A 12,307-nucleotide genomic window follows, 5' to 3' on the forward strand; every position below is an offset into this window, starting at 1 on the left:
GGTGCTGCCTCCTGTGGGCGAGTGCTCACGCGGCGGCCCGCTCGGCCGTCTCGGCGTTCAGGGCGGTGATGCCCTTGGTCGAGGCGATCACACCCTTGAGCTTCTTGGCGAGGGCCTCATAGAACATGCTGAGCGGAAACTCGTCGGGAAGCACGTCGTCCACGAGCTTGCGCGGCGGCTGCGTCAGGTCGAGCGCGTCGGGGCCCTTGGCCCACTTGGAGCCCGGGTGGGGGGCGAGGTAGGTGGAGACCAGCTCGTAGGCCTTGAACCAGTGGACGAGCTTCGGACGGTCGATGCCGGCCCGGTAGAGCTCCTCGATCTCGGCGCAGAGCTGGTTGGTGACCTGCGGAGCGCGCATCCAGTCGATCTTCAGCTTGTTGTCCGTCCAGCGCACCACGTCGTGCTTGTGGAGGTACGCGAAGAGGAGCTGGCCGCCGAGACCGTCGTAGTTGCGGGTGCGGTCGCCGGAGACGGGGAAGCGGAACATCCGGTCGAAGAGGACGGCGTACTGCACGTCACGGCCGTGCTCGTTGCCCTCGGACTCCAGCTTCACGGCCTCCTTGAAGGCGGTGAGGTCACAGCGCAGCTCTTCGAGGCCGTACATCCAGAACGGCTGGCGCTGCTTGATCATGAACGGGTCGAACGGCAGGTCGCCGTGGCTGTGGGTGCGGTCGTGGACCATGTCCCACAGGACGAAGGCCTTCTCGCAGCGCTCCTGGTCCTCGACCATCCTCGCGATGTCCTCGGGCAGGTCGATGCCCAGGATGTCGACGGCGGCCTCGGTCACCTTGCGGTAGCGGGCGGCCTCGCGGTCGCAGAAGATGCCGCCCCAGGTGAAGCGCTCGGGGGCCTCGCGCACGGCGATGGTCTCCGGGAAGAGCACGGCGGAGTGGGTGTCGTAGCCCGGGGTGAAGTCCTCGAAGGTGATGCCGAGGAAGAGCGGGTTGTCGTAGCGCGTGCGCTCCAGCTCGGCGAGCCATTCGGGCCACACCATCTTCAGCACGACCGCTTCGAGGTTGCGGTCGGGGTTGCCGTTCTGCGTGTACATCGGGAAGACGACGAGGTGCTGGAGACCGTCGGCGCGCTCGGCGGCCGGGTGGAAGGCCAGCAGGGAGTCGAGGAAGTCCGGCACGCGGAACCCGTCGGCGGCCCACTTGCGCAGGTCGGCGACGAGCGCCTTGTGGTAGGCGCCGGCGTGCGGCAGCAGCGGCGACAGCGTCTCCACGGCGGCCACGACCCGCTCGACGACGGCCTCGACGGCGGACGGGGCGGGAGCGCCCTCGGCCTCGAAGTCGATGGAGCCGTCCTTGGCCTGCCACACGCGGATCTCCTCCACGGCGGCCTTGAGCTCGGGCCACGCAGGGTGGTCGACCACCCGCGCACCAGCGGCTGTCACGGCAGCGCCAGTACCCGGCACAAGAGTTTCCGTCATGTCACTTCCTCCACAGGAGAACCTCACGTCAACACAGCGTATGCATGCGAGGCTCTCCTGCTCAAGAGGGATCTCGGGAAATTATCCTGCGCTACCCCCATCGTTACCGAAATTCTTCCCGCCCCGCAGGGTGGAAGCCGTTACTCCGCCCCGTCGCCGGGCTTCGGCGTCAGGCATCCGGGCCGGCGCCCGCGCCCCTGAAGTGCGGGATCACCTTCTCCCCCCACTGCCGCAGGGTCTCCAGACAGGCTTCCTGCGGGACGGTACCCATCTGGATCAGGCACATCACCTCGTCCGCACCCGCCCGGCGCAGCCGCTCGACGTACGCGACGGCCTCGTCCGCGCCGCCGTAGGCGTGGTCGGCGTTGAAGGTGGCCGTCGAGGTCGGCCGGACGGGGATGTCGTGCTCGTGCAGCCGGGCCACCACCTGCTCCGCCGCCCGGCGCATCTCCGCCGCCTCGTCGGCGCCAGCCACCACCGCCTCGTCCGGGACGCCCGCGCCGCCGTACCAGTGCCCGATGGACTGCGCGAAGAACCGCTGCCCCCGAACGCCGATCCGGCGGGCCTCCTCGGGATCGTCGAGCACGATGGTCGGGCAGAGCACCGCGAAGTGGTCGTTGACCACGGACGACACGAAGCGCGAGCCGTCACGGTCCGCGCGGGCGGCGTCGTACACGGACCGCATCGCGGCGATCGACTCCGGGCCGGCGAAGCCCATCACCAACGCGCCGATGCCGAGCTCGGCGGCCTGCGTCAGGGTCTCGCCCCGGCTGCACGCGAGGAACAGCGGCGGGTGCGGGGTCTGGGCGGGGCGCGGCAGGATCGGATGCGGGGCGATGTCCAGCAGCGGACCATGGTACTCCAGTTCCTCCTCCCGCCAGGCCCTGCCGATGATCCGCAGCGCCTCCTCCACCTCGGCGGTCGTACGGGCCGGGTCGACCCCGCACAGGGAGGTCTCCTGCGCGGTGCCGCCGCGCCCCGCCCCGAGGTCGAGCCGCCCGCCGGAGAGCAGGTCGAGCATTGCCGCGCGCTCGGCGACGCGGACGGGATGGTTGAAGTTGAAGGGCATGCACACGACGCCGTGCCCGATGCGTATGGTGTGCGTCCGGGCCGCGATCCAGGTGAGGAAGATCTCCGGGGCGCTCATGTGGGCGTACCACTTCAGGGAGTGGTGTTCGACGGCCCAGATCCGGTCGAATCCCATGCGTTCGGCGAGCACCGCCTGCTCGACGCAGTCGCGGATGACCTGGTGTTCCCGTTCCACGGTCGGGTCGGCCAGCTGAGCTTCGAAGATGACGGAGAACTTCACGATGCCTCCAGGGATGCGTTCCGTGCCCGGTCTTACTTCTATGAGGAATATGACTAGTAGTCATATCTCGAACAAGCAAGACCTTCCACCGACCGCGTGGGCCGTCCTCGGCCTGCTGTCGTTCCCCGGCGAGCGCACCGGGTACGAGCTGAAGAAGTGGGCGGACTCCTCCCTGCGCTTCTTCTACTGGTCGCCCGCGATCAGCCAGATCTACGCCGAACTGCGCCGCCTGGAGGAACTGGGGTACGCGACCTCCGCCCCCTCGGGCCCCGAGGAGGCCCGCGCCAAGCGCCGCTACGCCATCACCGAGGCGGGCCGCGCGGCCCTGGCCGACTGGGCCCGCGACTGCGCCGAGGCGGGCCCTCCGGTGCTCAAGCACGGGCTGCTGCTGCGGATCTGGCTCGGCCACCTGGCCGAACCGGAGCGGCTGCGCGCGATGGTCACCGAGCACGTGGAGCGGACCCGGGGCGAACTGGCCGCCGTACGCCAGGCCATGGAGCACGCGGCGGGCGTGCCGGAGTGGACCTTCCCCACCCTGGCCCTGCGCTGGAGCGAACGGCAGCACCTGGCGGAACTGGAACTGGCCGAGGCCCTGCTCACCGACCTGGCCGAAGCCGGAGCGGGAGCCGAAGCCGGAGCCGGAGCCGAAGCCGGAGCCGGAGCCGAAGCCGGAGCCGGAGCCGAAGCCGGTCCCGCCGGTCCCGGGAGCGCGACTCGTCAAGCCGCGGGGGACGCGCCCACCCCCGGGTGACGCGCCGGCGCGGCCCCGGCCCGCCCGGCGTCGTACGACCCTGGCGGGAAGCGGTCGGGCGGCTTCCGCGGGCCGACGCACGGCCGGTCCCCTCGCGACCCGGGCGCACTAGCATGCGTCCTCACCGCGCGCGGCCGGTCGGGACACCGCGACCGCGCGGGAGCCGCCGTCGACGGAAGCGAGAGAACCTTGACTTTCCTCACCATCGGTCACCGCGGGGTCATGGGTGTCGAGCCTGAGAACACCCTGCGGTCGTTCGTCCACGCGGAACGCTGCGGGATGGACGTCATCGCACTGGACGCACGCCTCAGCAAGGACGGCGCCCTCGTCGTCCTGCACGACGCGGAGGTGGACCGCACCACCGACGGCGTGGGCGCCGTCGCCGACCTGACCCTGGCCGAGCTGCGCGCGCTGGACGCCGGTCAGGGCGAACGCGTACCGCTCCTGGACGAGGTGCTGGACGCGGTCCGCGTACCGCTCCAGGTGGCGGTCCAGGACCGGGGCGCGGCCGAGGCCCTCGCGGCCCTGATCGAACGCCTCGACCTGACCGCCCGCGTGGAGGTGGCCTCCCGGGACGCGGAGGTGCTCACCCTGGCGGCCGGGGCGGCGCCGGGGATCCGGACCTCCCTGCGGGTGCCCCGGCACGGGGCGGACGTCGTCGAGCGGGGCCGGGTCGCCGGCGCGCGGACGCTGGCGCTGGACCTGCGGCGGATCACGCTGGAGACCGTGGAGTCGGCGCACGCGGCCGGGCTGCGCGTGACGGGGTGGACGGTGGACACCCTGGACCAGCTGCGGCTCGCGCGGGCGCTCCAACTGGACGGCGCGGCCACCGGGTTCCCGGAGATCCGCAGCACGGGCCGCTTCACTGCCTGAGCCGCGCGCCACGGCCTGAGCCGCGCGCCACCGCCGCGCGGGCGGCGGGGCCGGTTTCGGTCAGAGTTCCTTGACGAGCGTCTCGAAGACCAGGTCGTCGCGCAGCGGCACGCCGAAGCGCTCGTCACCGTAGGGGAAGGGGCTCAGCTCGCCGGTGCGCCGGTAGCCGCGGCGCTCGTAGTAGGCGATGAGCTCCTCCCGCAGGTTCACCACCGTCATCCGCATCTCCTTGGCGCCCCAGCCCTCGCGGGCGCGCCGCTCGGCCTCGGCGAGGATCTCCTTGCCGAGGCCCCCGCCCTGGAGGCCGGGGCGCACCGCGAACATCCCGAAGTAAACGTGGTCGCCCCGGTGTTCGAGCTGGCAGCAGGCGACGAGTTCGCCCGCCCGCTCGACGACGAGCAGCAGGCTGTCCTCGTCCCGGACGATCGCGCCGACGCCCTCCGCGTCGGTGCGCTGGCCGTCGAGGATGTCGGCCTCGGTGGTCCAGCCGGCCCGGCTGGCGTCGCCCCGGTAGGCGGACTCGACGAGTTTCACCACCTCCGCTATGTCGGCCTCCACTGCGCTGCGGAAACTCAGGGCGGCGGGCTGGGCGGTCGACATCGGGAGGGCTCCGTTCGGTGCGGCGACGGCATGGGGGATGCCGCGTCTGACCCCCCGAGCCTAACCGGGATCACCGTCACGGCGGCGTGAAGAGGACCGCAGGGGGCATCTCTTCCAGTGACGCCGACGAACCGGGAGGTTCCGCCGTGCACGGTCCCGCTCCCCTCTTCTCCCCCTCCGCCGTCAGCGCCTGGCTGATCGTGCTCCTGTGCGCCGTGAGCGGTACGTACTGTCTGCTGCGCGCGCGCAGAGCCGGTCGGGCGGCGCGCGGCGGCGCCGTGGGCGAGGCGGTGATGGGCCTGGGCATGGCCGCGATGGCCGTTCCGTCGGGCACCGGTCCGTGGGGGCCGCCGGCGTTGCTGTTCGTCTTCTGCGGGGCGGCGGCGCACGCGCTGTGGCTGCTGCGCGACGGCGCGCACCACGCGCACCACTTCGTCGGCTCGCTGGCGATGGCGTACATGGCCTACGTCGGCCTGGCGATGGGCTCCGGACACGGACACGGCACGGCGGGGCTGCCCGTCGTGACGGGCGTGCTGCTCGTGTACTACGCGGCGTACGTGCTCCTCGGCGGCGCCCGCCTGGTGACGGCGGGTCCCGCCGCGCGGGCGTTCGCGACGCCCACGAGCGCGGCCGGAGAGCTGACGCGGGCCTGCCGACTGGCCATGGGGACAGGGATGTTGGCGATGTTGCTGGGCATGTGAGGCACGACGAAACGCCCGGCGGACGTGTCCTGCGTCACCAAAGACGCGGGAGCGTACCGGTGGGCGGGGCCGCGCTCATAGGCTGGACGACATGATGGTCCCCGCCGTTCTCCTGCTGCTCGGCGCACTGACCGCGGTGCTCGCCCCCCGTCTGCTGGCTCGGGCCGAGTGGCCCGAGCGCGAACCGGTCGTCGCGCTGTGGGTGTGGCAGTGCGTGGTCGGGGCGACCCTGCTGTGCCTGGCGTTGTCCATGCTGCTGAGCGCGGCGGCCGCCTGGCAGGCCGTACGGGGCGGGCTCTTCGCGGTGGCTCCGCGCGGGGTGGTCGACGCCTACGCGCTCGGCGCGGCCGGTGGCCCGTGGGCGACGGGTACCGCCCTGGCGCTGGCCGGCGGGGGCCTGTGGACCGGCGCGATGCTGACGCGCGAAGTGCTGCGGGCACGGGCCCGGCGCCGCGCGGGGAGCGCCGAACTGCGGCTGCGCGCCCCGCTGTTGCCGGGCGAGGATCCGGCGGCGACGCGGCTGGTGGTGTTGGAGGGGCCGCGTCCGGAGGCCTGGTGGCAGCCGGGATCCGCGCCGCGGCTGGTGGTGACCACGGCGGCGCTGGGCCGGCTCAAGGGCAGTCAGCTCGACGCGGTGCTGGCCCACGAGCAGGGACACGCGGCGGCCCGGCACGACTGGCTGCTGCACTGCTCGCGGGCGCTGTCGCGGGGGTTCCCTCAGGTCCCGGTGTTCGCGGCGTTCGAGGCGGAGATGCACCGGCTGGTGGAACTGGCCGCCGACGACGTGGCCTCGCGACGCTACGGGCGGCTGACGATCGCCCTGGCCCTGGTCGGGCTCAACGAGGACCGGGGCGTCTTCGGCCCCGGCACCGGCCACCCGCAGGCGCAGGTGCACCGGCGCGTACGGCGGCTCCTGTCGGCGGCGCCCCGGCTGTCCGCCGTACAGCGGCTGCGGTTGACGGCGCTGGCCACCCTGGTCCCGGCGCTGCCGCTGCTGGTGGCCTTCGTCCCGGGGCTCAACGCGCTGCGGTGAAAGCCCCCCGGGGGCTGCGAAGATCGTCGGTATGCGGAGCACAGTGGTGTCCTGGGCCGGGGTGGGCTGCGGCCTGCTCACCGTCGCGTTGACCGCCCTGGTGGTGGTCCGTTGGGTGCCCCTGGCCGGTGTCGACGACGGGCTCGCGCGGGACCTGCACGCGTACGCCGTCGCGCATCCCGGGGTCACCCACGGGATGCGGGTGCTCAGCGACTGGGCGTGGGATCCGTGGACGATGCGCGCGCTGGCAGCGGTGGCCTGTCTGTGGCTGTGGCGGCGGGGCGATCGGGTGCGCGCGCTCGCGGTGGGCGCGGCGACGCTGGTGGCCTCGGGGGTGCAGCAGGGGGTGAAGGCGGCCGTCGGACGGGAGCGTCCGCAGTGGCCGGACCCGGTGGCCTCGGCGGATTACGCGGCCTACCCCTCGGGGCACGCGATGACGGCGACGGTGGTGTGCGGGCTGCTGCTGTGGCTGCTGCCGGCCCGAGGCTCCCGGGGCGCGGCGGGAGCGGCCTGGGCGGTGGCGGCCGTGTCGGTGCTCGGGGTCGGCTTCACCCGCGTCTACCTCGGCGTCCACTGGTTCTCGGACGTGCTGGCCGGCTGGCTCCTGGGCGTGGCCCTGGTGGCGTCGACGGTGTTCGGATGTGCCTGCCTGGGGCGATCCCCCGCGTCGCCCCAGACAGACGATTCCGCGCGCTGAGTATATTGGCTCCGAGCCAGTCAACGCAGGAGTAAGCATGGTCCCGCGCAGCCCATCGGTCAATGAAGAATTGCGCAGACGTTCCCGGGAGCGCCTGCTCCAGGCGACGGTCGAACTGGTGGATGAACGCGGTTACGAGGCGACCAAGCTCGGCGACATCGCCGACCGGGCGGGCGCGGCGCGCGGCCTGGTCTCGTACTACTTCCCCGGCAAGCGGCAACTCCTCCAGTCGGCCGTCCACCGGCTGATGCACCTCACCCTGGAGGCGGCGCTGGAACGCGAGCCCCGCACCGAGGACGGGCGCGAGCTCCTGGCGCGGGCGATCGACGCGATCCTGGGGCTGGCGCGCGACCATCCGCGACTGATGCGCACGCACATGGCGGGGATCCTCCAGGCGGAGGGGTTCATCCAGTGCCCGGAGCAGCAGCGGCTCGCGTACCTGCTGCGGGACACCGTGGAGCGGTACGGCTCGGCGGACGTGGACACGGACTACCCGCTGTTGCGGGCCCTGCTGATGGGGGCGGTGGTGGCGGTGTTGTTGCCGGGGGCGCCGATGCCGGCGGCCCGACTGCGTGCCGAGTTGTTCCAGCGCTACGGGTTGGACTGGGAGCTGGGTGTCCCGCCGGGCGGCGGACCGCCCGGCGGGACCCTGCCGGGGTAGGGGTCAGCGGTACTCAGGGGTCAGTGACGGTCGGGCGTCAGTGGTACTCGGGCTGGCTCTGTACGTTGAGGCGGTCCATCCACACCCACTCGGCGCTCTCGGTGCGCCAGTCGTCGAGCTTCAGCACGTCGAGGCCCTTGGCGATGTCGTTCGAGTAGATGTGCCCGTTGTAGTAGTACGCCGACCAGGAGCCGCCGAGGCCGAGCGCGTCGGTGGTCAGCGGGCCGCGCTCGAAGTAGGCGATCTCCCTGGGGCGGGCGGAGTCGGTGAACTCCCAGACGGAGACGCCGCCCTGGTACCAGGCCTGGACCATGATGTCGCGGCCGCCGCCGACGGGGATCAGCGAGCCGTTGTGGGCGACGCAGTTCTCGGTGTCGGCCTGGTGGCGGGGGATCTTGAAGTAGCTCTGGAAGACGAGCTTGCGGGCGTCACCGCGCCCGGTGATGTCGTAGATGCCGTCGGCGCCCCGGTTCGGGCCGGTGGCCTCGTTGCAGGTGGCCCCTCCGCCGCCGCCGAGTTCGTCGGTGAAGACGACCTTGTTCGCGCGTTCGTTGAAGGTGGCCGAGTGCCAGAACGCGAAGTTGACGTTGTCCTGGACCCGGTCGATGACCCGGGGCTGCTCGGGCCGGGTGATGTCGAAGAGGATGCCGTCGCCCATGCAGGCGCCGGCGGCGAGGTTCTTCGACGGCAGGACGGTGATGTCGTGGCAGCCGGTGGTCTTGGAGACTCCGGGGTTGGTGGGTCCGCCCGGGTTGCCGCCGTCCGGGAAGAGCACCGGGAAGCCGACGACGGCTGCCTGGGTCGGGGCCTTCTTCGGCACCTTGACGACGGAGATGCCGTCGTGCGGCGGCTTGCAGTCCGGGAAGGCGTCGTTCGGGGAGTACGAGGCGACGTAGAGGTAGAGGTCCTTGCCGCCCGGCACCAGGGTGTGGGTGTGGGAGCCGCAGGCGGTCTCGACGGACTTGACGTACTTCGGGTTCCGCTTGTCCTTGATGTCGAAGATCTTGATGCCCTCCCACGAGGACTTCTCCGTGGCGGGCTGCGAGACGCTGTTGCAGGAGTCGTCGCTGCGCGAGGAGTCGGTGGAGAGGAAGAGCAGGTCCCCCGAGACCGAGATGTCGTTCTGGCCGCCGGGGCAGAGGACCTGGCTGACGACCTTGGGGGTCTTGGGATCGGCGATGTCGTAGATCGTGAAGCCGTCGTAATTGCCCGCGTACGCGTACCGGCCCTGGAACGCCAGGTCGGTGTTGATGCCCTTGGGGTTGGCGCTGGGGATGTTGGCCAGGGGCTTGATGTTGCGGCTGTGGACGATCTCGTCCTGGCCGGGTATCTCGCCGGGGGCGAGGTCGCGACCCTGGGTGGGGGCGGCGTCCTGCCGGGATCCGGCGCCCGGTGACAGGTCTCCGGGGTCGGGGGTGGCCGCCGCCGGACCGGCGGTGGCCAGCAGGGTGGTGAGGAGTCCGGCGGCCGCGAGAGCCACCCCCAGACTCCTTCGGCGCACTCTGACGGTGTGCAACGAGGTCACTGTGCCTCCCGTGTGGCCCGCACGTTTCGCTCCTCAGGGGAACGGAACCTGGACCCCGGCAGTATCTTCGTTTTCATGGACATGGCAAATGCGTTAGTCGGCCGATTCCTGGGGGCGGCCCTGGCCGCCGCACTCCTCCTCACCCTCTCCGGCTGCCGGGACGACGGCGGCGGCGCGGACGCCGCGCGCGAGGGCGACGCCGTGGTGGTCGCCCCGGGCAAACCCGGCGAGAAGTCCCGCACCCTCTCCCCCGAACAGGCCGCGAAGGAGCGCCCCGACGACAGCCCCAACGCCGCCGACCGGACCTACATGCGGCACATGATCGAACACCACCGCCAGGCCCTGACGATGAGCGCCCTCGCTCCCGAGCGGGCCTCGGCGGAGCCCGTCAAGCGGCTCGCCGAGCGCATCGCGACCGCGCAGAAGCCGGAGATCGCGACCATGGAGAAGTGGCTGGAGCGCCACCCGGCCCCCACCGCCGACGCGAGCGCCCACGACCACGCCACGATGCCCGGCATGGCCACGGAAGCGCAGCTGAGGGAACTGACGGACGCCAAGGGGGCCGACTTCGACCGGCTCTTCCTGCGGCTGATGACCGCCCATCACGAAGGCGCGCTGAAGATGGCGGGCGAGGTCCTCGCGGCGGGCAACAACCTCGCCGCCGAGGAGATGGCGACCGAATTGGTGGCCACGCAGAGCGCCGAGATCCACCGTATGCGCGCGATGGGCTGACGGGCGCCGGGCCCGGTGGCATGCTGGGAAACACCTGCGGGAGGAGCTCCGCCGTGCTTCGTGTCGCCGTCGTCGGTTCGGGCCCCAGCGGGGTCTACGCCGCTCAGACACTCGTTCAGCAAGGTGAGGTGCCGGGCGTACGGGTCGACGTACTGGACCGGCTGCCGGCGCCGTACGGGCTCGTGCGGTACGGGGTGGCCCCCGACCACGAGAAGATCAAATCGCTGACCGGAAATCTCCGCTCCGTCCTGGAGGACGACCGGATCCGCTTCCTCGGCAACGTGGAGGTCGGCGGCGAGTCCCTGTCGACCGCCCGACTGCTGGAGCTTTACCACGCGGTGGTCTATTGCGTGGGCGCCGCCCGCGACCGGACCCTCGGCATCCCCGGCGAGGAGCTGGCCGGGGTGCACTCCGCCACGGCCTTCGTGTCCTGGTACAGCGGGCACCCGGACGCCACCCCGTTCGACCTGGCCGGCGTGCGCTCGGCGGTGGTGATCGGCGCCGGCAACGTGGCGGTGGACGTGACCCGGATCCTGGCGCGCGGCGCCCCGGAGCTGGAGCCGACCGACATGCCGCACGCGGCGCTGGGCGTGCTGGCGGCCAGCGAACTGCGCGAGGTGTCGATGGTGGCCCGGCGCGGGCCCTCGCAGGGCCGCTTCACCACCAAGGAACTGCGGGAACTGGGCACCCTGCCCGGGGTCGGCATCGGCGTCCTCGCCGCCGAGGCGGCCCTCGACCCGGCGTACGCCGACCCGGGCGCGGCGGCGGCCCTGCCCGCCGTGGCCCGGCGGAACCTGGAGGTGATCCGGGGCTGGGCGCAGGCGGAACCGGGCGACGCCGGGGAGGCGGAGCGGCGGATCACCCTACGGTTCCACCTGCGGCCGGTGGAGGTGCTGGGCGGGCCCGAGGGCCGGGTCCGCGCGGTGCGCTTCGAGCGGACGGCGCCGGACGGCCGGGGCGGGGTGAGCGGCACCGGGACGTACGAGGACATCGAGGCGCAGCTCGTGCTGCGTTCGGTGGGCTACCTGGGCGTGCCGCTGCCCGGACTGCCCTTCGACGCCTCCCGGGGTACGGTCCCCCACGCGGCGGGCCGGGTGCTGCGTGACGGCCGGACCTCGCCGGGCGAGTACGTGGCGGGCTGGATCAAGCGGGGCCCGACCGGGGTGATCGGCACCAACCGGCCCTGCGCCAAGGAGACCGTTTCCTCCCTGCTCCAGGACGCCGGGGCGCTCGCCGCCCGGGGCGGTCCGGCGGGGGATCCGCTGGACGCCCTGCGGGCGGCGGGGCTGCGGCCGGTGGAGTGGCCGGGCTGGCTGGCGATCGAGTCGGCCGAGGAACGGCTGGGCCACTCGCTCGGCCGACGCTCGGTGAAGATCCCCGACTGGGCGGGGCTCAGGGACGCGGCGGGGCTGGCGTAGGGAGACGACCCCGAGCGGCTCGGGTGCTCAGCAGCCGCCGCAGTTGTAGTAGACGACGTCCCAGTGGTTGCCCTCGTCGGCGTAGATGTTGCCCGAGCCCGACTTCCACTGGGGCGCTCCGTCGCCGCGCGGGCCGATGGCCGTGAAGGTGTTGTGGATGTACGAGTTCAGGCAGGCGGCCTTGGCGAAGTCCAGCTTGTAGCCGTTCCAGTGGGAGTACGTGCCGCCGGCGTGGCCGGTTTCGGTGCCTCCGGTGATGTTCAGGGCGCAGCGGCTCGCGCTCTTGAGCGTCTGCGCGGCCTGCGCGGTGGCGAGGTTGAGCTGCTCGAACGATGTACAGCTGGGGTTGTTCCGGTCGGAGCAGTTGCCGGAGGAGGACCAGGTGATCCCGGCCTGGCGGAACATGGACGTCGCGGTGGCGTGGCTGATCTTGGTGGCGGCGTGGGCGTCGCCGGCGCCCGACAGGACGCCGAAGCCGGGCGCGAGGAACGCGGCGGCGATGAGGGCGAGCACGGTGACCAGGGAACGGACACGCGGGCGGGCGGAGAAGGACGTGGGCACGGACGGCTCCTCGA

The 12,307-nt window shown here is 72.3% G+C and carries 13 protein-coding genes; 8 read left to right on the forward strand and 5 right to left on the reverse strand.

Features of this window, described 5'->3' with window-relative positions:
• Nucleotides 1-25 precede the first annotated feature (25 nt).
• Nucleotides 26-1,432, reverse strand: a complete 1,407-nt coding sequence (locus M4D82_RS04790) for a DUF6421 family protein (protein WP_249764832.1) — start codon at nt 1,430-1,432, stop codon at nt 26-28.
• A 169-nt stretch (nt 1,433-1,601) separates the two neighbouring features.
• On the reverse strand, nt 1,602-2,741 hold the full coding sequence (locus M4D82_RS04795; protein WP_249764833.1) for an LLM class flavin-dependent oxidoreductase: 1,140 nt from the start codon (nt 2,739-2,741) through the stop codon (nt 1,602-1,604).
• 49 nt (nt 2,742-2,790) lie between these two features.
• Between M4D82_RS04795 and M4D82_RS04800 the strand changes: the two genes are divergently transcribed.
• Complete coding sequence (locus M4D82_RS04800; protein ID WP_249764834.1) at nt 2,791-3,492, forward strand: PadR family transcriptional regulator; 702 nt, start codon at nt 2,791-2,793, stop codon at nt 3,490-3,492.
• A gap of 189 nt (nt 3,493-3,681) precedes the next feature.
• A complete protein-coding gene (locus M4D82_RS04805) occupies nt 3,682-4,365 on the forward strand; it encodes a glycerophosphodiester phosphodiesterase (RefSeq protein ID WP_249764835.1) in 684 nt (227 codons plus the stop codon).
• A 60-nt stretch (nt 4,366-4,425) separates the two neighbouring features.
• On the opposite strand, the gene M4D82_RS04810 is transcribed toward M4D82_RS04805, so the two are convergent.
• On the reverse strand, nt 4,426-4,965 hold the full coding sequence (locus M4D82_RS04810) for a GNAT family N-acetyltransferase (protein WP_249764836.1): 540 nt from the start codon (nt 4,963-4,965) through the stop codon (nt 4,426-4,428).
• Nucleotides 4,966-5,111: 146 nt separating this feature from the next.
• Between M4D82_RS04810 and M4D82_RS04815 the strand changes: the two genes are divergently transcribed.
• The 4 genes from M4D82_RS04815 to M4D82_RS04830 all read left to right on the forward strand — a co-directional run bounded on the left by M4D82_RS04815 (nt 5,112) and on the right by M4D82_RS04830 (nt 8,057).
• On the forward strand, nt 5,112-5,666 hold the full coding sequence (locus M4D82_RS04815; RefSeq protein WP_249764837.1) for a DUF5134 domain-containing protein: 555 nt from the start codon (nt 5,112-5,114) through the stop codon (nt 5,664-5,666).
• A 91-nt stretch (nt 5,667-5,757) separates the two neighbouring features.
• Nucleotides 5,758-6,699 carry a M56 family metallopeptidase gene (locus M4D82_RS04820; RefSeq protein ID WP_249764838.1) on the forward strand — a complete coding sequence of 314 codons (942 nt, stop codon included), beginning with the start codon at nt 5,758-5,760 and terminating at the stop codon, nt 6,697-6,699.
• Nucleotides 6,700-6,730: 31 nt separating this feature from the next.
• Entirely contained in the window at nt 6,731-7,396 is a 666-nt protein-coding gene (locus M4D82_RS04825; RefSeq protein WP_249764839.1) for a phosphatase PAP2 family protein, read from the forward strand.
• Nucleotides 7,397-7,433: 37 nt separating this feature from the next.
• Nucleotides 7,434-8,057, forward strand: a complete 624-nt coding sequence (locus M4D82_RS04830; protein ID WP_249764840.1) for a TetR/AcrR family transcriptional regulator — start codon at nt 7,434-7,436, stop codon at nt 8,055-8,057.
• A gap of 37 nt (nt 8,058-8,094) precedes the next feature.
• Here the strand turns inward: M4D82_RS04830 and M4D82_RS04835 are convergent, their stop codons facing one another.
• Nucleotides 8,095-9,582 carry an LVIVD repeat-containing protein gene (locus M4D82_RS04835; RefSeq protein WP_249764841.1) on the reverse strand — a complete coding sequence of 496 codons (1,488 nt, stop codon included), beginning with the start codon at nt 9,580-9,582 and terminating at the stop codon, nt 8,095-8,097.
• 75 nt (nt 9,583-9,657) lie between these two features.
• On the opposite strand from M4D82_RS04835, the gene M4D82_RS04840 reads away from it, so the two are divergent.
• Together M4D82_RS04840 and M4D82_RS04845 are read left to right on the forward strand one after the other, a co-directional pair.
• Nucleotides 9,658-10,314, forward strand: a complete 657-nt coding sequence (locus M4D82_RS04840) for a DUF305 domain-containing protein (protein ID WP_249764842.1) — start codon at nt 9,658-9,660, stop codon at nt 10,312-10,314.
• A gap of 53 nt (nt 10,315-10,367) precedes the next feature.
• Complete coding sequence (locus tag M4D82_RS04845) at nt 10,368-11,732, forward strand: FAD-dependent oxidoreductase (protein WP_249764843.1); 1,365 nt, start codon at nt 10,368-10,370, stop codon at nt 11,730-11,732.
• Nucleotides 11,733-11,759: 27 nt separating this feature from the next.
• Here the strand turns inward: M4D82_RS04845 and M4D82_RS04850 are convergent, their stop codons facing one another.
• Entirely contained in the window at nt 11,760-12,293 is a 534-nt protein-coding gene (locus tag M4D82_RS04850) for a hypothetical protein (protein WP_249771467.1), read from the reverse strand.
• Nucleotides 12,294-12,307 lie beyond the last annotated feature (14 nt).

The sequence above is a fragment of the Streptomyces sp. RerS4 genome (assembly GCF_023515955.1).
Lineage (GTDB): Bacteria > Actinomycetota > Actinomycetes > Streptomycetales > Streptomycetaceae > Streptomyces.

Coding starts and splice junctions, on each gene's coding strand:
- M4D82_RS04790 (WP_249764832.1), bottom strand. CDS start 1,432: ATGACGGAAACTCTTGTGCCGGGTACTGGCGCTGCCGTGACAGCCGCT.
- M4D82_RS04800 (WP_249764834.1), top strand. CDS start 2,791: ATGACTAGTAGTCATATCTCGAACAAGCAAGACCTTCCACCGACCGCG.
- M4D82_RS04810 (WP_249764836.1), bottom strand. CDS start 4,965: ATGTCGACCGCCCAGCCCGCCGCCCTGAGTTTCCGCAGCGCAGTGGAG.
- M4D82_RS04820 (WP_249764838.1), top strand. CDS start 5,758: ATGATGGTCCCCGCCGTTCTCCTGCTGCTCGGCGCACTGACCGCGGTG.
- M4D82_RS04825 (WP_249764839.1), top strand. CDS start 6,731: ATGCGGAGCACAGTGGTGTCCTGGGCCGGGGTGGGCTGCGGCCTGCTC.
- M4D82_RS04830 (WP_249764840.1), top strand. CDS start 7,434: ATGGTCCCGCGCAGCCCATCGGTCAATGAAGAATTGCGCAGACGTTCC.
- M4D82_RS04840 (WP_249764842.1), top strand. CDS start 9,658: ATGGACATGGCAAATGCGTTAGTCGGCCGATTCCTGGGGGCGGCCCTG.